At 68.9% G+C, this 18,513-nt stretch carries 18 protein-coding genes; 10 read left to right on the forward strand and 8 right to left on the reverse strand.

Translation table 11 applies throughout. From position 1 onward, the window contains the following. Positions 1-3: 3 nt before the first annotated feature. The 3 genes from argG to AC3EF3_RS03710 all read right to left on the reverse strand — a co-directional run bounded on the left by argG (position 4) and on the right by AC3EF3_RS03710 (position 2,545). Complete coding sequence (gene argG / locus AC3EF3_RS03700; protein ID WP_488530805.1) at positions 4-1,341, reverse strand: argininosuccinate synthase; 1,338 nt, start codon at positions 1,339-1,341, stop codon at positions 4-6. A gap of 89 nt (positions 1,342-1,430) precedes the next feature. After that, on the reverse strand, positions 1,431-2,096 hold the full coding sequence (locus AC3EF3_RS03705; RefSeq protein WP_488530806.1) for a glycine zipper 2TM domain-containing protein: 666 nt from the start codon (positions 2,094-2,096) through the stop codon (positions 1,431-1,433). A 92-nt stretch (positions 2,097-2,188) separates the two neighbouring features. Further along, positions 2,189-2,545 (reverse strand): ArsC family reductase, encoded by a 357-nt coding sequence (locus AC3EF3_RS03710; RefSeq protein WP_488530807.1) that lies wholly within the window; start codon positions 2,543-2,545, stop codon positions 2,189-2,191. 24 nt (positions 2,546-2,569) lie between these two features. Here AC3EF3_RS03710 and folC point away from each other — a divergent pair, with 24 nt between their 5' ends. The 5 genes from folC to AC3EF3_RS03735 are packed head-to-tail and all read left to right on the forward strand — an operon-like array spanning position 2,570 to position 7,769. After that, positions 2,570-3,853 (forward strand): bifunctional tetrahydrofolate synthase/dihydrofolate synthase, encoded by a 1,284-nt coding sequence (gene folC / locus AC3EF3_RS03715; RefSeq protein ID WP_488530808.1) that lies wholly within the window; start codon positions 2,570-2,572, stop codon positions 3,851-3,853. Between the two features lie 17 nt (positions 3,854-3,870). Continuing rightward, positions 3,871-4,548: an SPOR domain-containing protein gene (locus AC3EF3_RS03720; RefSeq protein ID WP_488530809.1), complete on the forward strand. Its 678-nt coding sequence runs from the start codon at positions 3,871-3,873 to the stop codon at positions 4,546-4,548. 5 nt (positions 4,549-4,553) lie between these two features. Further along, positions 4,554-5,042: a CvpA family protein gene (locus tag AC3EF3_RS03725; RefSeq protein ID WP_488530810.1), complete on the forward strand. Its 489-nt coding sequence runs from the start codon at positions 4,554-4,556 to the stop codon at positions 5,040-5,042. Positions 5,043-5,052: 10 nt separating this feature from the next. Then, a complete protein-coding gene (gene purF, locus AC3EF3_RS03730; RefSeq protein WP_488530811.1) occupies positions 5,053-6,561 on the forward strand; it encodes an amidophosphoribosyltransferase in 1,509 nt (502 codons plus the stop codon). Further along, complete coding sequence (locus AC3EF3_RS03735; RefSeq protein ID WP_488530812.1) at positions 6,558-7,769, forward strand: O-succinylhomoserine sulfhydrylase; 1,212 nt, start codon at positions 6,558-6,560, stop codon at positions 7,767-7,769. The genes purF and AC3EF3_RS03735 overlap by 4 nt, the downstream gene beginning before the upstream one ends. An 18-nt stretch (positions 7,770-7,787) precedes the next feature. On the opposite strand, the gene AC3EF3_RS03740 is transcribed toward AC3EF3_RS03735, so the two are convergent. Continuing rightward, on the reverse strand, positions 7,788-8,777 hold the full coding sequence (locus AC3EF3_RS03740) for a Bug family tripartite tricarboxylate transporter substrate binding protein (protein ID WP_488530813.1): 990 nt from the start codon (positions 8,775-8,777) through the stop codon (positions 7,788-7,790). 79 nt (positions 8,778-8,856) lie between these two features. Here AC3EF3_RS03740 and AC3EF3_RS03745 point away from each other — a divergent pair, with 79 nt between their 5' ends. Beyond that, positions 8,857-10,680 (forward strand): CocE/NonD family hydrolase, encoded by a 1,824-nt coding sequence (locus AC3EF3_RS03745; protein WP_488530814.1) that lies wholly within the window; start codon positions 8,857-8,859, stop codon positions 10,678-10,680. On the opposite strand, the gene AC3EF3_RS03750 is transcribed toward AC3EF3_RS03745, so the two are convergent. Then, positions 10,655-11,545: a LysR family transcriptional regulator gene (locus AC3EF3_RS03750; protein ID WP_488530815.1), complete on the reverse strand. Its 891-nt coding sequence runs from the start codon at positions 11,543-11,545 to the stop codon at positions 10,655-10,657. The genes AC3EF3_RS03745 and AC3EF3_RS03750 overlap by 26 nt on opposite strands. Before the next feature lie 62 nt (positions 11,546-11,607). Here AC3EF3_RS03750 and AC3EF3_RS03755 point away from each other — a divergent pair, with 62 nt between their 5' ends. Genes AC3EF3_RS03755 through AC3EF3_RS03765 form a run of 3 tightly spaced genes read left to right on the forward strand, consistent with a single transcriptional unit; the run spans position 11,608 to position 14,212 of the window. After that, on the forward strand, positions 11,608-12,939 hold the full coding sequence (locus tag AC3EF3_RS03755; protein ID WP_488530816.1) for an acyclic terpene utilization AtuA family protein: 1,332 nt from the start codon (positions 11,608-11,610) through the stop codon (positions 12,937-12,939). After that, the gene (locus AC3EF3_RS03760; protein ID WP_488530817.1) at positions 12,936-13,262 is read left to right on the forward strand and encodes an AtuA-related protein; all 327 of its coding nucleotides are present in this window, start codon (positions 12,936-12,938) and stop codon (positions 13,260-13,262) included. Before AC3EF3_RS03755 ends, AC3EF3_RS03760 begins: the two co-directional genes overlap by 4 nt. After that, positions 13,259-14,212 (forward strand): Bug family tripartite tricarboxylate transporter substrate binding protein, encoded by a 954-nt coding sequence (locus tag AC3EF3_RS03765; protein WP_488530818.1) that lies wholly within the window; start codon positions 13,259-13,261, stop codon positions 14,210-14,212. Before AC3EF3_RS03760 ends, AC3EF3_RS03765 begins: the two co-directional genes overlap by 4 nt. 4 nt (positions 14,213-14,216) lie before the next feature. Here the strand turns inward: AC3EF3_RS03765 and AC3EF3_RS03770 are convergent, their stop codons facing one another. The 3 genes from AC3EF3_RS03770 to AC3EF3_RS03780 form a co-directional block, all read right to left on the reverse strand. Further along, positions 14,217-15,617 (reverse strand): MATE family efflux transporter, encoded by a 1,401-nt coding sequence (locus AC3EF3_RS03770; protein ID WP_488530819.1) that lies wholly within the window; start codon positions 15,615-15,617, stop codon positions 14,217-14,219. After that, positions 15,614-16,315: an SDR family oxidoreductase gene (locus tag AC3EF3_RS03775; RefSeq protein ID WP_488530820.1), complete on the reverse strand. Its 702-nt coding sequence runs from the start codon at positions 16,313-16,315 to the stop codon at positions 15,614-15,616. Before AC3EF3_RS03775 ends, AC3EF3_RS03770 begins: the two co-directional genes overlap by 4 nt. 76 nt (positions 16,316-16,391) lie before the next feature. Continuing rightward, positions 16,392-17,003, reverse strand: coding sequence for a TetR/AcrR family transcriptional regulator (locus tag AC3EF3_RS03780; RefSeq protein ID WP_488530821.1), 612 nt, complete (start codon positions 17,001-17,003; stop codon positions 16,392-16,394). A gap of 105 nt (positions 17,004-17,108) precedes the next feature. Between AC3EF3_RS03780 and gltX the strand changes: the two genes are divergently transcribed. Next, positions 17,109-18,497 carry a glutamate--tRNA ligase gene (gene gltX / locus AC3EF3_RS03785; protein ID WP_488530822.1) on the forward strand — a complete coding sequence of 463 codons (1,389 nt, stop codon included), beginning with the start codon at positions 17,109-17,111 and terminating at the stop codon, positions 18,495-18,497. Positions 18,498-18,513 lie beyond the last annotated feature (16 nt).

Raw genomic sequence — 18,513 nt, forward strand, 5'->3', positions numbered from 1 at the left:
CGCCTACTTCTTGTCGTTGCCCAGCGAAGGCAGCGGCGCATCGCCGCCCGACGACAGCAGGCCGGCCTTCGAATACACGGCGAGCTTGTCGCGCGTGTCGGTGATGTCCAGGTTGCGCATCGTCAGCTGGCCGATGCGGTCCTTCGGCGAGAACGGCGCGTTCTCCACCTTCTCCATCGAGAGGCGCTCCGGCGCGTAGGTGAGGTTGGGGCTGGCGGTGTCCAGCAGCGAGTAGTCGTTGCCGCGGCGCAGCTCCAGCGTCACTTCGCCGGTGATCGCGCGCGCCACCCAGCGCTGCGCCGTCTCGCGCAGCATGATGGCCTGCGGGTCGAACCAGCGGCCCTGGTAGAGCAGGCGGCCCAGCTTGCGGCCGTTGTCGCGGTACTGCTCGATCGTGTCCTCGTTGTGGATGCCGGTCACCAGGCGCTCGTAGGCGATGAACAGCAGCGCCAGACCGGGCGCCTCGTAGATGCCGCGGCTCTTGGCCTCGATGATGCGGTTCTCGATCTGGTCGCTCATGCCCAAGCCATGGCGCCCGCCGATGCGGTTCGCTTCCAGGATCAGGTCGACCGGGTCGGCGAAGGCCTTGCCGTTGATCGCGACCGGCTGGCCTTCCTCGAAGCGCACGCGCACTTCCTCGGGCTTCACGTCCACTTCGGGCTTCCAGAACGCCACGCCCATGATCGGGTTGACGATCTTGATGCCGGAGTTCAGGTGCTCCAGGTCCTTCGCCTCGTGCGTGGCACCGAGCATGTTGGAGTCGGTCGAATACGCCTTCTCCGCCGACATCTTGTAGGCGAAGCCCGAGGCCTGCATGAAAGCCGACATCTCCGCGCGGCCGCCCAGTTCGTCGATGAACTGCTGGTCCAGCCAGGGCTTGTAGATCTTCAGCGACGGGTTCGTGAGCAGCCCGTAGCGGTAGAAGCGCTCGATGTCGTTGCCCTTGAAGGTGGAACCGTCGCCCCAGATGTGGACGTCGTCCTCCTTCATCGCGGCCACCAGCATCGTGCCCGTCACGGCGCGGCCCAGCGGCGTCGTGTTGAAGTAGGTCAGGCCCGCGGTGGAGATGTGGAAGGCGCCCGATTGCAGCGCGGCGATGCCTTCGTGGGCGAGTTGCTTGCGGCAGTCCACCAGGCGCGCCTTCTCGGCGCCGTACTCCATCGCCTTGCGCGGGATCGCGTCGTAATCCGGCTCGTCGGGCTGGCCGAGGTTGGCGGTGTAGGCGTAGGGGATCGCGCCCTTCTTGCGCATCCAGTGCAGGGCGGCGGAGGTGTCCAGGCCGCCGGAAAACGCGATGCCGACCTTCTGGCCGGCGGGCAGGTGTTCGAGGATGGTGCTCATGAAGAAGCGAATTTTACCGGGCGGGTTGCGCTCCCTCGCCCAAATGAAAACGCCCGCGACGGGCGGGCGTTTCGTGCGTGCGGGGGCTCTCAGTGGCGCCAGTGATGGCCGCTGCTCCACACGTAGCCCAGCGAGAGGCTGACCGGCGGGTAATAGTACGGCCGCGGGGCGTAGTACACCGGCTGGACCGGATAGACCGCCGCCGGGTACACGACCGTCGGCGTCTGCGGCGCATAGACCGGCGCTGCCGCCTGCACGTCGTCCCCGGGCTGCGCCGACGTCATGGGCGAGACCTGCAGGCGCACCGTCGGGCCCGGGTCGTTCGGCATCTGCACGTTGTAGGTGCGGCCGGCGTATTCGTACTGCACGTTGTAGCCGACCGTGCGGTTCTCGTACGTGGTCTGGACGCCGCATTGCTGCGCCATCGCCGTCTGCGGGTATTCGCCGCGGCGCTCCACGGTGTCGCCCACCGCGGCACCCGCGATCGCGCCCACGCCGGTGGCAGCCGCGCGGCCGAAGCCGCCCCCCACGGTATTGCCGAGCAGGCCGCCGACCACGGCACCGATCAGGGCGCCGCCGCCCGAGCTCTGCGGTTGCACGGCCACCGGCTGCTGGCTGCAGACCTGGCGCTGCACGGGCACCTGCTGCACGACCGGCGTGCTCGAGATCACGCGGCCGACTTCCTGCGCGTTGGCCACACCGGAGCCCGCCAGGCCCACCAATCCCATCGCTGAAACCAGAACGGCTTTCCTCATGGTCGACTCCTTCACGTTCTTCATGCTCAAATTTTAGGCAAAACTGCCGCGCCAGGCGCCCGTTTCTCGGTAAAGGGGCCGTAAAAGTACGGTTAACCGCCGCGCGAGCGCAACGCCCATTCGGCCGCGTCGAAACCGACTGTGGCTTTTGTGCCCCATTCAACGACCGGGCGCTTGATCACGCTGACGTTCTCCAGCATCAATTTCCGCGCGGATGAGGCATTGTTCACGCTGGCCTGCAATTCCGGCGCGAGCTTGCGCCAGGTCGTTCCCTGCCGGTTGACCAGTTTTTCCCAGCCGAGTTCCTGGATCCAGCGATCGAGCCGGTCCTGCGGCACCCCTTGCTTCCTGAAGTCGTGGAACACGTGGTCGACGCCGTGGTCGGCGAGCCAGGCCCGGGCCTTCTTGACGGTGTCGCAGTTCGGGATGCCGTAAACGGTGAGGGTCATCGGGCCATCTTAGACAATAGCGGGATGAAGACGCTCGACGAGTGGCTCGCGCACTGCGAGCGCCTGCATCCCAAGACCATCGCCCTGGGGCTGGATCGCGTGAAGGCGGTGGCGCAGCGCATGGGCCTGGCGTTCTCGTGTCCCGTCATCACGGTGGCGGGAACCAACGGCAAAGGGTCCACCTGCGCGATGCTGGAGGCGATCCTCTCGCAATCGGGTTACCGCACGGGCGTCTACACCTCGCCGCACCTGGTGCATTTCGAGGAGCGCTGCCGCATCCGCGGCGAGATCGTGAAGGCCGGCGAGCTCGTGCCGCACTTCGAGCGGGTGGAGCAGGCCCGGCAGGCCACCCCGCTCACGTACTTCGAATTCACGACGCTGGCGATCATGAGCCTGATGGCCGCCTCGTCGCCCGATGTCGCGATCCTCGAAGTGGGCCTGGGCGGGCGGCTCGATGCGGTGAACATCGTCGATGCCGACTGCGCGGTGATCACCAGCATCGACATCGACCATGTCGAATTCCTGGGACCCGACCGCGAGAGCATCGGCCGCGAGAAGGCGGGGATCATGCGTACGGGCCGGCCGGCCGTGGTGAGCGACCCCATGCCGCCGCAAAGCGTCATCGACCACGCGAAGGAAATCGGCGCGGACCTGTGGCTGTTCGGGCGCGACTTCAATTTCTCCGGCGACAAGCAGCAGTGGGCCTGGGCGGGCAGGGGGCGGCGCTACGCGGGCCTGGGTTATCCGGCGCTGCGCGGGGCGAACCAGCTGGTCAACGCCTCGGGCGTGCTCGCGGCGCTCGAATCGCTGCGCACGAAGCTGCCGGTCACGGCGCAGGCCGTGCGCAACGGCCTGGCGATGGTCGAACTGCCCGGGCGCTTCCAGATCGTGCCGGGCCAGCCCGCGCTGGTGTTCGACGTGGCCCACAACCCGCATTCGGTCGCCGCGCTCGCGGCCAACCTCGATGCCATGGGTTTCTATCCCACGACCCACGCCGTGTTCGGCGCGATGGCCGACAAGGACCTGGGCCCGATGCTGGCGAAGGTCGCGCCGATCGTGGACCGCTGGTATTTCACCGATCTGCCCCTGGCGCGTGCCGAAACCGCGGCCAACCTGCGCGCGAAGTGGCAGGCGATCGAAACCCGCCGCGACGTGCAGGCCAGCACCCATGCCGACCCGATGGACGCCTTCCGCGCCGCGATGGCCGCAGCGAACCCCACTGATAGAATCGTCGTCTTCGGATCGTTCTACACGGTCGGGGGCGTGCTGAAGGACGGCGTGCCCCGTTTGCAAGCCAAACACGTGTAGCCCTTCAGGCACGTTTCATGGCCTTCTTCAAATCGCGCAAGGGTGGCGACGAGCCCGCAGCCACCGCCAGGCAGCCCGAAAGCATCGAGGCCATGCGGCGCCGCGCGAAGCACCGCCTCATCGGTGCATCCGTGCTGGTCCTGATCGGCGTCATCGGCTTCCCGCTGCTGTTCGACACGCAGCCGCGCCCGATCTCCGTCGACGTCCCCATCGAGATTCCCGACCGCAACAAGGTCAAGCCGCTGCCAGCCGCTGCGCCCGCCCCGGCCCCGGCGGTCACGCAAGCGGCGCCGCCCGTGCCGGCGCCCGCACCGGCCAGCGCGCCCGCCTCGGCCGGCGTCGCGAAGGCGGAGGCCCCGCCGCCCAAGGTCGAAGAAAAGGCCGAAGCCAAGCCCGAGCCGAAGGCGGAACCGAAGGCGCAGGCGCTCGAGGGCAAGCCCCTCGCCACCACGCCGGTGATCGCCGAAGGCCGCTTCGTCGTGCAGGTCGGCGCGTTCGCGGACGTCGCCAAGGCGCGCGAGGCGCGTGCCAGGCTGGAACACGCCGGGATGAAGACATACACGCAAGTCGTGGAGACCAGGGAAGGCAAGCGCATCCGCGTGCGGGTGGGCCCGTTCGCCAGCAAGGCGGACGCGCAGCACGCCGCCGAAAAGGTGAAGGGGCTGGATTTGCCGGCGGCCGTCCTCACCTTGTAGGCGCCATGCCGGCGCTGGACTGGGTGTTCTCGGGCGTGCTGGCCGCCTCGTTCCTGCTGGGAGCGTGGCGGGGACTGATGTACGAGCTGTTGTCGGTCGTGAGCTGGGTCGCCGCCTTCCTGCTGGCCCAGCTGTTCGCGCCCGACGTGGCGGGCTGGTTGCCGATGGCCCAATCGCCCCAGGCGGTGAGGTACGCGGCGGCGTTCCTGCTGGTGTTCATCGCCGTGGTGTTCGCGGGCGGCTTGTTGTCCTGGCTGGTGAAGAAGCTGATCGAGGCGGCGGGCCTCAGGCCCGCGGACCGCATGCTGGGTGCGGGATTCGGGCTGTTGCGCGGCGTGGTGCTGTTGATGGCGATCGCGATTGTGGTCAACATGACACCCATGCGCCAGGCCGGGTGGTGGATGGAATCGAGGGGCGCGGCCATGTCGACCGCGGCCGTGAAGCAATTGAAGCCGGTATTGCCCGAGCGGTTCGGGCAGTACCTACCGGGATAGGAAACAGACCATGTGTGGGATCGTCGGCGTCGTCAGTCAAGCGCCCGTCAACCAGCTCATTTACGACGCGCTGCTGCTCCTGCAGCACCGCGGCCAGGACGCGGCGGGCATCGTCACGCAGCTCGAACGCAAGTTCTTCATGCACAAGGCCAAGGGCATGGTGCGCGACGTCTTTCGCACGCGCAACATGCGCGCCCTGCCGGGCAGCGTGGGCCTGGGCCAGGTGCGCTACCCGACGGCGGGCAACGCCTACAGCGAGGAAGAGGCGCAGCCGTTCTACGTCAATGCGCCCTTCGGCATCGTGCTCGTGCACAACGGCAACCTGACCAACGCGCAGGCGCTGAAGGCGGAGCTGTTCACCACAGACCACCGCCACATCAACACCGAGAGCGATTCGGAAGTGCTGCTCAACGTGTTCGCGCACGAGCTCGAAAAGACCACGCGCGGCGTCAAGCTGCAGCCGGACGACGTCTTCAAGGCCGTGAGCGCCGTGCACAAGCGCGTGCGCGGCTCCTATGCGGTGATCGCGCTGATCGCCGGCCACGGCGTGTTGGCCTTCCGCGACCCGTACGGCATCCGGCCGCTGTCGCTGGGCCGCGGCGCCGACGGCACCGCGATGGTGGCGAGCGAGACGGTGGCGCTCGAAGGCACGGGCCACGTCTTCGAGCGCCACGTGCAGTCGGGCGAGGCGATCTTCATCGACCTGCAGGGCAAGGTGCATGCGAAGCAGTGCGCGGAGAACCCGAAGCTCTACCCCTGCATCTTCGAATACGTGTACCTCGCGCGGCCCGACTCGGTGCTGGACGGCATCTCGGTCTACCAGGCGCGCCTGAACCTGGGCGAAACGCTCGCCAAGCGCGTGGTCTCCACGGTGCCGCCCAACGAGATCGACGTGGTCATCCCGATCCCCGAATCGAGCCGCCCGAGCGCCACCCAGCTCGCGCAGCTGCTGGGTATCCCGTACCGGGAAGGCTTCGTGAAGAACCGCTACGTGGGCCGCACCTTCATCATGCCGGGGCAGGGCGTGCGCAAGAAGTCCGTGCGCCAGAAGCTCAACGTGATCGCGAGCGAATTCAAGGGCCGCAACGTGCTGCTGGTGGACGACTCCATCGTGCGCGGCACCACCAGCCGCGAGATCGTGCAGATGGCGCGCGACGCCGGCGCGCGCAAGGTCTACCTCGCCAGCGCCGCGCCGCCGGTGCGCTTTCCCAATGTCTACGGCATCGACATGCCGACCTCGACCGAGCTGGTCGCCCACGGCCGCACCGTGGAAGAAGTGCGCGAGATCATCGGCGCCGACGCGCTGATCTACCAGGACGTGGAAGGCATGAAGCGCGCGATCGGTTCGCTCAACCCGAAGCTGGATGGTTTCGACGCGTCCTGCTTCGACGGCGTGTACGTCACGGGCGACATCAATCCCGACGACATCGAGAAGATCAACGAGGCGCGCATAGGCCAGGAAGACCCGCTGGACGAGGACACCTCGCGGCTCGCTTTGCCCAACGCTGAAGACGCATGAAGAAGAAGGAACTGCCGCCCGGCCTGCATCGCGACACGCTGGCGGTGCGCGCGGCGATCGAGCCGAGCCAGTACGGCGAGAATTCCGAGGCGCTGTACCTCACCAGCGGCTTCATCCAGCCCGACTCCGCGACGATGGCGCATCGTTTCGCCAACCCGCAGGAGGGCTACACCTACGGCCGCACGTCGAACCCGACGGTGACGAGCTTCGAGCAGCGCCTCGCCGCGCTGGAAGGCACGGAGGCGGCGATCGGCGCCGCCACCGGCATGGGCGCGATCCTGATGCTCTGCCTGGGGCTGCTCAAGTCGGGCGACCACGTGGTGTGCTCGCGCTCGGTGTTCGGCTCCACGCTCAACCTGTTCGGCAAGGAGTTCGCGAAGTTCGGCGTGGAGACCACGTTCGTGTCGCAGACGGACGTGCAGGAATGGAAGCGCGCGGTCAAGCCGGCCACCAGGCTGCTGTTCGCCGAAACACCGACCAACCCGCTCACCGATGTGTGCGACATCCAGGCGCTGGCCGACCTCGCGCACAACGCGGGCGCGCTGCTGGTCGTGGACAACTGCTTCTGCTCGCCGGCGTTGCAGCGCCCGATCGAGTTCGGCGCCGACCTGATCGTGCATTCGGGAACCAAGTACCTCGACGGCCAGGGCCGCGTGATGGCCGGCGCGGTGTGCGGGCCGTCGAAGATCATCGTGGACGCCCTCGCGCCGATCGTGCGCACGGCGGGCATGACGCTGTCGCCGTTCAACGCCTGGGTCGTGCTCAAGGGGCTGGAGACGCTGGGCATCCGCATGCAGGCGCAAAGCGCCAATGCACTGGCCCTCGCCGAATGGCTGGAGGAGCACCCGTCCGTCGCGCGCGTGTATTACCCGGGACTGCAGTCGCACGACCAGCACGAGCTCGCGATGAAGCAGCAATCGGGCAGCGGCGCGGCCGTCGTGTCGTTCGACGTGATCGGATCGAATCCGCAGGAGCGGCGCAAGAACGCCTTCCACGTGATCGACAGCACGCGGGTGCTGAGCATCGCGACGAACCTGGGCGACGTGAAGACCATCGTCACGCATCCGGCGACCACGTCGCATGGCCGCCTCACCGAGGAGCAGCGCCAGGCCGCCGGCATCGGGCAGGGCCTGATCCGCGTGGCGGTGGGCCTGGAGCATGTCGGCGATGTGAAGGCCGACCTCGCGCGCGGGCTGGATACGCTCTGAGCGCGCTGCGCCTCGCGTTCAGTCGACCTGGATCTTCAGCTCGCGGATCAGTCCGCCCCAGGTCCTGGCTTCGCTCTCGGCGCGCTTCTGGATGTCGGCCGGCGTGCCCGGGATGGGGAAGAGGAACTGGTCGATCAGCATCTTCTTCGTCGTCGGGTCCGCGAGGAAGCGGTTCACGGAACCGGCGAGTTTCTGGGTGATCTTCGGGTCGAGCTTCGCCGGCGCGACGAGCGCATACCAGCCCGGCAACGCGGGGACATCGGGCGTGAGCTCCTTGAGCAGCGGCAGTTCGGCCAGTTGCGGCGAGCGCTCGTCGCCCGACTGCGCGAGGCCCACGACCTTGCCGGCCTTGATCTGCGGCACACCCGTGGCGCTGGTCACCGTCATGACGTCCGCTTCGCCCGACATCACCGCCAACAGCGCGGGACCCGAGCTCTTGTACGGGATGTGGCGCAGCTTCAGGCCCGAGCGCAGCGCGATCATCTCGGTGTAGAGGTGCGTGGAGTTGCCCAGGCCCGCGCTCGCGAAGGTCAGCGTGCCGGGCTGTGCCTTCGCCTTCTTCACGAAGTCGTCCCAGCTCTTGATGCCACTGGCGTTGCTTGCCACGAACACGAAGCCGGCATCCGACACCGGCGCGACCAGCGTGAAATCCCTGAACGGGTCGTACGGCACGTTCCTGTACAGGAACTGGTTGAAGGCCACCAGCGACACGCTGGTGAGCAGCACGGTGTAGCCGTCCGCGGGCTCACGCCGCACCATCTGCATGGCGATGATGCCGTTGGCGCCCGCGCGGTTCTCGACGACGACGGATTGCTTCAGGTCCTTCGCCATGAAATCCGCGAGCATGCGTCCCACCACGTCGGCGCCGGAGCCCGGCGACTGCGGGATGACGAGCTTGATCGGGCGCGATGGGTAGTCGTCGCCCGCGGCCAGCGCGATGCTGCCGGGCGATGCGAGCGCGAGGCTGGCGAGGCAGCCGAGGACGTTGCGGCGTGTACTGCTTTGCATGGCGATGTTCCTGGAGGTGGAGGGCACGGCTGGCACAATGCCGCGATGCAGTTTACGCCGATTGTGAGTATGCAAACGAATGTCTGACAGAGACGATGCCGGCGCCGCGTGGCGCGTTCCTCCCTCCCGCTACCTCGAGCGGCGCCCCGCCACCTTCGCGATCGGCGCGCCCGCCTCCTGCTACGTGACGATGCGCGACGGCGTGCGCCTCGCGGTGGACGTGTACCTGCCCGAAGGAGCCGCCAGGCCGCGGCGCGTGCCCGCCATCGCCGTGCTCACGCCGTACTACCGCCGCTTCAAGGTGACCGCGCCGGGCGCCGAGCCGGCGCCGAACATCGCGATCTACCGCGATTTCTTCGTGCCACGCGGCTACGCGCTCGTCACCGTGGACGTGCGCGGATGCGGCGCGAGCTTCGGCACGCGCGACTGCTTCCGCTCGCCGCGCGAGCGCGAGGATCATCGGGAGATCGCCGACTGGATCGTGGCGCAGCCCTGGTCGAGCGGCGTCATCGGGTCGACCGGCATCTCCTATCTCGGCGCGGCCGCGTGCTTTCTCGCGAGCACCGGCCATCCGGCGGTGAAGGCGATCGCGCCGCTGTTCGCCGTGCAAGACACCTACGCCGATCACGTGTTCCCGGGTGGCATCAAGTGCACGACCGTCACGGAGAACTACGACGCGCTCGTGCAGGCGCTGGACCTGGACCAGCGCGAGCAGCTGGCGCCGTATCCATATTTCAACGACAAGCGCTACGCGGGTCCGCAGCCGGTGGACGAGGACGCCGACGGGGCGCTCGTTGCCGCGGCGATCGAAGGTCATCGCGACAGCTTCAAGATGCGGGACCTTGCGCCCGAGTTCGCGTTCCGCGAGGAAGCGGCATCGCACGATCCGCAGCTGCACAGCGGGGCGTTCAGCCCCTACTGGTACCTGGGCCAGGTGCCCGGCCCGGTGAACATCTATTCGGTGTCCGGCTGGTACGACGGCAGCGCGTTCGCGAACGGATCGATCGCGCGTTTACTGAGCAACCCGGGCGCGGACAACCGCTTGCTGCTGGGCCCCTGGGATCACGGCGCGCGGACCAATGGCTCGCCGTGGCGCGACGGCCCATCGCAGCCGCAGTTCCCCGTGCTAGCGGAAGTGCTGCGCTTCTTCGACGAGCATCTCGCGGGAATGGACACGGGCCTGCGCGACGAAGCTCCGGTGCACTTCCACACCGTGCGCGACGAGAAGTGGCAGGCCGCGCCGACCTGGCCGCCGCATGCCGCAAGCACGCGCCTGCACCTGGCCGCGCAAGGACGTCTTTCGGCAGTGGCATCGAGCGAATCTTCCGAGGCGTCGTACCAGGCCAGCTTCACGACCGGAACGGGCGCGAACAGCCGCTTCGAGCGGCTCGGCGCGCTGGCAGTGATCGACTACTACAAGGACTGGAGCGGACGCGAGGAGGGCATGCTCACCTTCGCCACCGCCCCGTTCGACGAGCCCACCGAGCTGACCGGGCATGCGACCGTGCAGCTTCACGTCTCCACCTCCGAACACGACGCGGGATTGTTCGTGTACCTGTCCGAGGTCGATGCCGACGGCCGCTCGTGGTACATCACCGAAGGGCTGCTGCGGCTGCTGCATCGCGCCGAAGCCGATCCGCCGGCGAGCTACCGCGCGACCTGGCCATGGCGTACGTTTCGCCGCGAGCACGCGAAGCACATGCGGCCCGGCGTGCCCGAGACCGTGCGTTTCGCGCTGCTGCCCGTCTCCTGGACATTGAAAGCCGGCAGCCGCCTGCGGCTGGCGATCGCCGGCGCCGACGCCGACCATTTCGCGCAGGTGACGCCGGGCAGGCCCCCGCTTCTGAAGTTCTCGCTCGGCGGCGAGCACGCTTCGTTCATCGACCTGCCACTGCGCGGCTGATCTCCTCGACCATCGCTCGCGCCGCCACGGACAAGGCCTTGCCCTTGCGGCGCGCGAGCAGGATCGGACGGCGCAGCCGCGCGTCGCGCACCGGCACGCAGGCCAGGCCTGCGCGCTCGAAATGGAAAAGCGTCAGCTCCGGCACGACGCTGATGCCCAGCCCTTCGGACACGAGTGCGGCGACGGTCGCCAGGTGCTCCACTTGCAGTGCGCCCGTGCGCGCTTCGACGCCCGCCGCCTCGAGATGCTGGCGCACGCTGCTGCCGAGGGCCAGGTGGACGATCTCCTCGCCCCGCAGTTGCGAAAGGGCGATGCCGCGCTTCGCGGCGAACGGATGCGAGCCGGGGCACACGACGTAGAACCGCTCGCTCTTGAGCTCGGCGACGTCGAATTCGCGCAGGTCGCCGCCCGCGGTGATCGCGATGTCGACGCGGCCTTCGCGCAGCAGGGCCAGCCCGCCGCCGGCGAGCGCGTCGAACAGTTCGATGCGGATGTTCGGGTGCGCCGCACGGTAGCGCGCGATCACCTGCGGCATCCACACGGCGGCCACCGAGGGCAGCGCCGCGACGGCGACCTTGCCCACCTTGCGCGTCGCGAGCTCGTGCACGTGGCCCAGCGCGTGCTGCAGGTCCTGCTGGATCCGCCGTACCTCGTCGGCGAACACCTCGCCCTCCGGCGTGAGCGCGACGTGGCGCGTGGACCGCTCGAACAGCGCCACGCCGGCCACTTGCTCGATCCGCGCGATCTTCTGGCTGAAGGCGCTTTGCGAGAGATGGCAGCGTTCGGCCGCACGGGTGAAGTGCTGCGTGTGCGCCAGCGCCAGGAAGGCTTCGAGGTCGCGGGACGAAAGATTGATCGACACCATGGATGAAACGATCCGATCTTCCCATTTTACGGATCGCCGGGGCCGCGGTAACTTTGGCGTCCATGACAGCTTCCCTCCTGCGCATCGGCTGCGGCGCCGGCTTCTCCGGCGACCGGTGGGACGCGGCCGTGCCGGTCGTGAAGACGCTGCGGGCGGCCGGCGGCCCGGCCGTGCTGATGTTCGAGACGCTCGCCGAGCGCACGCTCGCGCTGGCGCAGTTGCAGCGCCGCCGCGATCCGGATTCGGGCTGGGAGCCTTCGCTCGAGCGCTTCGTCGCGCCGGTGCTGCGCGATTGCGTGGACGGCAACATCCCGATCGTCGGCAACTTCGGTGCGGCGAACCCGGCGGGTGCGGCGCGGCGGATCCAGCAGCTGGCCGCGTCGCTCGGGCTGCCGCCCCTGAAGATCGCCGTGATCGAAGGCGACGACCTGCTCGCCGCGTTGCCCGAGGCGCGCGTGCGCGAGCTCTCGGGCGGGCGTGAACTCGTGAGCGCCAATGCCTACCTGGGCGCGAACGAGATCGCGCAGGCGCTGCGCGCGGGTGCGCAGGTGGTCGTCACCGGGCGCGTCGCCGACCCGGCGCTCGCGCTCGGGCCGATGCTGGCCCACTTCGGCTGGGCGCTGGACGACTGGGACCGCCTCGCCTGCGGCACCATGGCCGGCCACCTGCTCGAATGCGGGGCCCAGGTGACGGGCGGCTACTTCGCCGACCCGGGCGTGAAGGACGTGCCCGATGTCGCGAACGCCGGGTTCCCCATCGTCGAGATGCACGCCGACGGCAGCTTCGTCGTCACGAAGGCGGCGGGCACGGGCGGCTGCGTCGACCGCCGCACGGTCACCGAGCAATTGCTCTACGAGATCCACGACCCGGCCGCGTACTTGACGCCCGACGTCGTCGCCGACATCGGCGAAGCCGAGCTGCATGACGATGGTCCCGATCGCATCCGCGTGACGGGCGTGCGCGGACATCCCCGGCCGCCGACGCTCAAGGCCACGCTCTGCCACGAAGGCGGGTGGCTGGCGGAAGGCGAGATCTCGTACGCCGGGCCGAACGCGGCCGCGCGCGCGCGACTCGCGGCCGACATCGTGCGACAGCGGATCGGCCGTCCGGTGCGGGCCGACCTGATCGGCGTGACGAGCGTCTTCGCCGACGACGCCGGTCGCTGGTGGTCCGATCACGAGGTCTGCCCGCGCGACGACGTCCGCCTGCGCATCGCCGCGGCGTCGGCCAGCAGGGAAGAAGCCGAGGCCGTGACGCGCGAAGTGCTCGCGCTCTACACCTGCGGGCCTGCCGGCGGCGGCGGCGTGCGCACGCACGTGACGTCGCGGCTGGCGAGCGACTCCTGCTACGTCCCGCGCGAATGGCTGGCGCCGCGCTGGAGCTTCGCGCGATGACCACGGCGCTGCTGCATTCTCTCGCGCACGCGCGTACCGGCGACAAGGGCAATCGCTCGTCCATCAGCCTCATCGCGTACGACCCGAAGCACTGGCCGCTGCTGGTGGACCAGGTCACCGAGGAACGCGTCGCGCAACTGTTCGCCTACCGGCGGCCCACGGCGGTGAAGCGCTACCTGTTGCCCAAACTGCACGCGATGAATTTCGTGATCGACGACGCGCTGGACGGCGGCGTCAACGGCTCGCTCAATCTCGACAGCCACGGCAAGGCCCTGTCCGGCCTGCTGCTCTCTATAACCATCACACTGGAGACATCACCATGATCCGACGCCATGCCCTCGCCGCGCTGATTGCCACGGTGCCGCTGCTCGCCTTTGCGGACTATCCCGACAAGCCCGTCACCTTCATCGTGCCCTTCGCGGCCGGCAGCGCCACCGACCAGCTGGCGCGCGCGCTGGGGCAGGCGGTCACGGCGGAGACGAAGCAGCCGGTGGTCGTGGACAACAAGCCGGGGGCCAATGCCTTCATCGGGGCGCAGATGGCCGCGCGGGCGCCGAAGGACGGCTACACCGTCTTCATCACGACGAACACGACGCATGCCGCCAACGAGCACCTGTTCAAGAAGCTGCCCTACGACCCGGTGAAGGACTTCGAGCCCGTCACGCTGCTGTCCAAGGGCGGCCAGATCCTGGTCGTGAACAACGCGCTGCCGGTGAACAGTGTGGCCGATCTGGTGAAGCTCGCCAAGTCCAAGCCCGGCAAGCTCACGTTCGGGTGGGGCAGCTCGTCCAGCCGTGTCGCCGGCGAGTTGTTCAAGCAGATGACGGGCACCTACATCGTCAGCATCCCCTACCGCAGCAATCCGCCGGCGGTGACCGACCTGATCGGCGGCCAGATCGACATGATGATCACCGACATGGCGACGGGCCTGCCGCAGGTCAAGGCCGGCAAGGTGAAGGCGCTCGGCGTGTCGACGACCCAGCGGGTCGCACTTGCGCCGGAGCTGCCGACCATCAGCGAAGCCGGCGTGAAGGGTTACGAGATGAGCTTCTGGTTCGCGGCCTACGTGCCGGCCGGCACGCCCGCGCCGGTCGTCGAGAAGCTCAACGCCATCCTCGTGAAGGCGAACAGGAGCGCCAGCGTCGCCAACTTCTACGCGCAGAACGGCTTCGAGACGCTCACGAGCACGCCCGAGGAACTGCACAAGTTCCAGCTGGCCGAATCGGAGAAGTGGCGCAGGATCATTACGGCGGCGGGCATCGAAAAGGAGTGACCGGCTAGCCGCGCACTTTCCTGGTTTCCCAGCTGGAGAGGTGCGTCGCTGCGGAAACCGTCGCGCCGAACACGACCAGGCTGAACGCAATGACCGCGAAGAGCGCCCCAGAACCCGCGTGCGCCACGTGGAGCGCCACCCAGCCGCCCACGGCGACGACGAGCAGCCGGGACGTGCTGGCCAGCAGCGGCCAGCGCATGCGCCCCGCGCCTTGCGATGCGAAGAAGAGCGCGAGTCCCAGCCCGAAGAAGCCATAGGCTCCGGCGACGATGCGCAGGTAGGTGGCGCCCGCGGCTCGCACCCCGGCATCGGTTGTGAACAGGTCCATCCAGACCGAGGGCTGCACGGCCGCGGTCACGCCGATGGTCCCGGTCACCAGCCAGACGAGGCCTGCTCCCGCCCAGGTCACCTGCTTGGCGCGCCTGGCCTGGTGGGCACCGAGGTTCGCTGCGACCATCGCCGTCAGCGCACCGCCGATGCCGAAGGCGATGGGCACCAGGATGTATTCGAGCCGCGCGGCGATGCCGTAGGCGGCAACCGCCACGCTGCCGAACGCCCCCACATACGCGGTCGCGACCAGGATGGAGCCGTTGCTCAGGACAGTGCCGAGCGCCGAAGGCAGCGCCACGCCGAGCAGGCTGCGAAACGCCGCAGGGTGCACCTGCCACGACGGGCCGACCAGGCGCACGGGTGCTGCGCGGCGCGACAGCCAGGCGAGCAGCGCGACGGACGTGATGGCGTTGCAGGTCACGGTGCTGGTGGCCGCGCCGGCGACGCCCAGGGCGGGCACGGGCCCGGCGCCGAACACCAGCAGCGGGCACAGGAGCAGGTGCATCGTGGTGGTTCCTGCCAATGCCAGTGCCGCCGCGACCATGCCGCCGGTGCCGCGCACGATGCCGGTGAGCACGTTGACCGACCAGATCGCGGATGCGCCGGCGAACATCACGGCGGCATAGGAAGTCGCCTGCGCGAGCACGCCGCCGCGCGCGCCCATCGAGGCATAGAGCGCAGGGCCCGACGCGAACAGCGTGAACACCAGGGAAGCGCCAAGCCCCAGCAGCACGGCGTGCTGCGCCAGCCGCGTCGCGTGGCGCGCATCGCCCGCGCCGAGCGCACGCGCGACGGCCGCCGTCGTGCTGCCGCCCAGCGCGCCCGCCGACATCTGCAGCATCAGCATGGCGAGCGGCAGCACCAGCGCCACGCCCGCCAGCGCATCGGATCCGAGCCGGCCCACGATGTAGCCGTCGAAGCCGATCACGATCGTGTTCGCGAACAGGCCCAGCACGTTGGGCGTCGCGAGCCGCAGCAAGGTGGGCAGCACCGGCCCCTGCAGCATGCGCTGCGTGGCGGGTGACAGCTGCGCGATCGGCGCAGCCATCGGCGCAGCGGCGGCGGTGGCGCTCATGCCGCCGCCAGGTAGGCCGGCGCCGGCGTCGACAAGGACTGCTTCACGCCGCGCGTGCCGTCGTCGGCCAGCACCTCGTCCAGGCCCGCTTCGAGGCCGTCGAGTGCGATGCGCACGATGGCCTCGGGCGTGGCCTTGGGCATGTCGATCCCGCGCGTCAGGTCGGTGTCGACGAAACCCATGTGCAGCGCGGTGACCTGCGTGCCTTGCGCGCGCAGCTCGTGGCGCAGGCCGTTGGTGAGCGCCCAGGCCGCGGACTTCGTCGCACCGTAGCTGCCCAGCAGGGGCCGGTTGATCCAGCTCGCGATCGACAGCACGTTCAGCATCGCGCCGCCGCCCCGCGCGGCGAGCACGGGCGCGAAGGCCTGCGCCATGCGCTGCATCCCGAAGAAGTTCACCTCGAACTGGCGGCGCGTGGCTTCGAGTGTGGTGTCCTGCAGGAACCCGCCCAGTTCCGCCACGCCCGCGTTATTGATCAGGACGTCCACGTCCGCGCATTCGCGGGCGGCGCGCGCGACCTGTACGGGATCGGTGACGTCGAGCTGGACAGGCACGACACCGGCGAGCTTCACGCTCGCGGGGTCGCGCGCGGCCGCATAGACGCGGCGGGCGCCGCGGGCCAGGGCTTCGCGCGCGAACGCGAGGCCGATGCCGCGGTTCGCGCCGGTCACGAGGAGGGTGGCGTTGGCAATCTTCATTCGGGGCTCCTTGGGGATATGATGAACGTCATATTTCGGGTCGGTGAACAAGCGGCGAGGCGGTGACCGGAAGAGCTCAGCGGCCGCGCCGCCGGGGGGTATCGAACTGCTCGAGGAGGAAGCGCCGCGACTGGGCGAGGTGCCGGCGGCCGGCGGCGGTGTCGCCCTGCGCCCGTGCGATCTGCAGGGCGCCGACCAGCTGCGACGCGATGATGGCCGCGTCTTCCTTCGCGCTGCCCGCGGGCAGCACGGACTCGACGCCGGCGACCAGTCCACGCACGCGCGCGCTGGCCTGCTCACGGACCGCGTCGGCCTGCCGCGGCATTTCCGACGACAGCGCCGCCACCGGGCAGCCGGTGTCGGGCGCCTTCAGGTGCGACTCGCCGAGATAGCTCTCCACCAGCGCGCGCAAGGGGCTCCAGCCCTTCACGTGCGCGGACTCGATCGCCTGGCGCATGCGCGCACCGCTGTCCTCGCCGGCGCGCTGCAGCGCCTCGGCCAGCAACGCGTCGCGCGACTCGAAATGGGCGTAGAAGCCGCCGTGCGTCAGGCCCGCGCGCTTCATGATGTCGGCAACGCCCACGCCTGCGAAGCCGGTTTCGCGCAGCACGCGCGCCGCCGTGTCGACGATGCGCTCGTGCGTCGCTTGCTTGCGCGCGGTGGAGGCGGGGATGTCCAGGGTCGCCATGGGCCGGAAGAATACGCCAATATGATGACCATCATATTCGTGGGGACAAGCGCCGCAGGCGGATGAGCGGCTTCTCCCTCCGCCGCCTGCGAAAATACGCGGCACATGACCACCCGCACCCGCTTCGCCCCGTCCCCCACGGGCTTCATCCACCTCGGCAATATCCGCTCGGCGCTGTACCCGTGGGCCTTCGCGCGCTCCACGGGAGGCCAGTTCATCCTGCGCATCGAGGACACCGATCTCGAACGTTCGACGCAGGCGGCCGTGGACGTGATCCTCGAGAGCATGGCGTGGCTCGGGCTCGACCACGACGAGGGCCCGTACTACCAGATGCAGCGGATGGACCGCTACAAGGCGGTCCTCGCGCAGATGCGCGAGCAGGGCCTGGTGTACCCGTGCTACATGAGCGTCGAGGAACTCGATGCCTTGCGCGAGCGGCAGATGGCCGCCAGGGAGAAGCCGCGCTACGACGGCACCTGGCGGCCCGAACCCGGCAAGACCTTGCCCGCGATCCCTGAAGGCGTGCAGCCGGTGCTGCGTTTCAGGAACCCGACCTCGGGCTCGGTGGCCTGGGACGACAAGGTGAAGGGCCGCATCGAGATCAGCAACGAGGAGCTCGACGACCTGGTGATTGCGCGGCCGGACGGCACGCCGACGTACAACTTCTGCGTGGTGGTGGATGACATCGACATGCAGATCACGCACGTGATCCGCGGCGACGACCACGTGAACAACACGCCGCGGCAGATCAACATCTTCCGCGCGCTCGGCCAGGAGCCGCCGGTGTACGCGCACCTGCCGACGGTGCTGAACGAGCAGGGCGAGAAGATGAGCAAGCGCCACGGTGCCCGGCCGGTGACGTGGTACCGCGACGAAGGCTACCTGGCCGACGCGATGGTGAACTACCTCGCGCGCCTGGGCTGGTCGCACGGCGACGACGAGATCTTCACGCGCACGCAGTTCCTGCAGTGGTTCAACCTGGACCACCTGGGCAAGAGCGCGGCGCAGTTCGACGAGGCGAAGCTGCGCTGGGTGAACGCGCAGCACATGAAGATGACGAGCGATGCGCAGCTCGCGGTCTTCGTCGAGCAGCAGCTGAAAAGGCGCGGCGTGAAGCCCGACGCGCGCCTCGCGGGCATCTGCGGCCTGTTCAAGGACCGCTGCGACACGACCGTGGCGCTGGCCGACTGGGCGCAGAAGTTCTATCAGCCGGTCCAGCCCGATGCCCAGGAACGCGCCAGGCACGTGACCGATGCGGTCAAGCCCGCGCTCGACATGCTCGCGCGCATGCTGGTCGATTGCCCCTGGACCAAGGACGACATCTCGCAGGCGATCAAGGAGGTGCTGCGGGCGACCGGCCTGAAGATGCCGCAGCTCGCGATGCCGGTGCGGGTGCTCGTCATGGGCACGGCGCAGACCCCGTCGCTGGACGCCGTGCTGGCGCTGTGCGAGCGCGATCTGGTGATCGATCGCCTGCGCGCGGCAAGCGCCTGAATTTTTCTGGCTATAA

It is taken from the genome of Ramlibacter sp. GS1-15 (assembly GCF_057785015.1).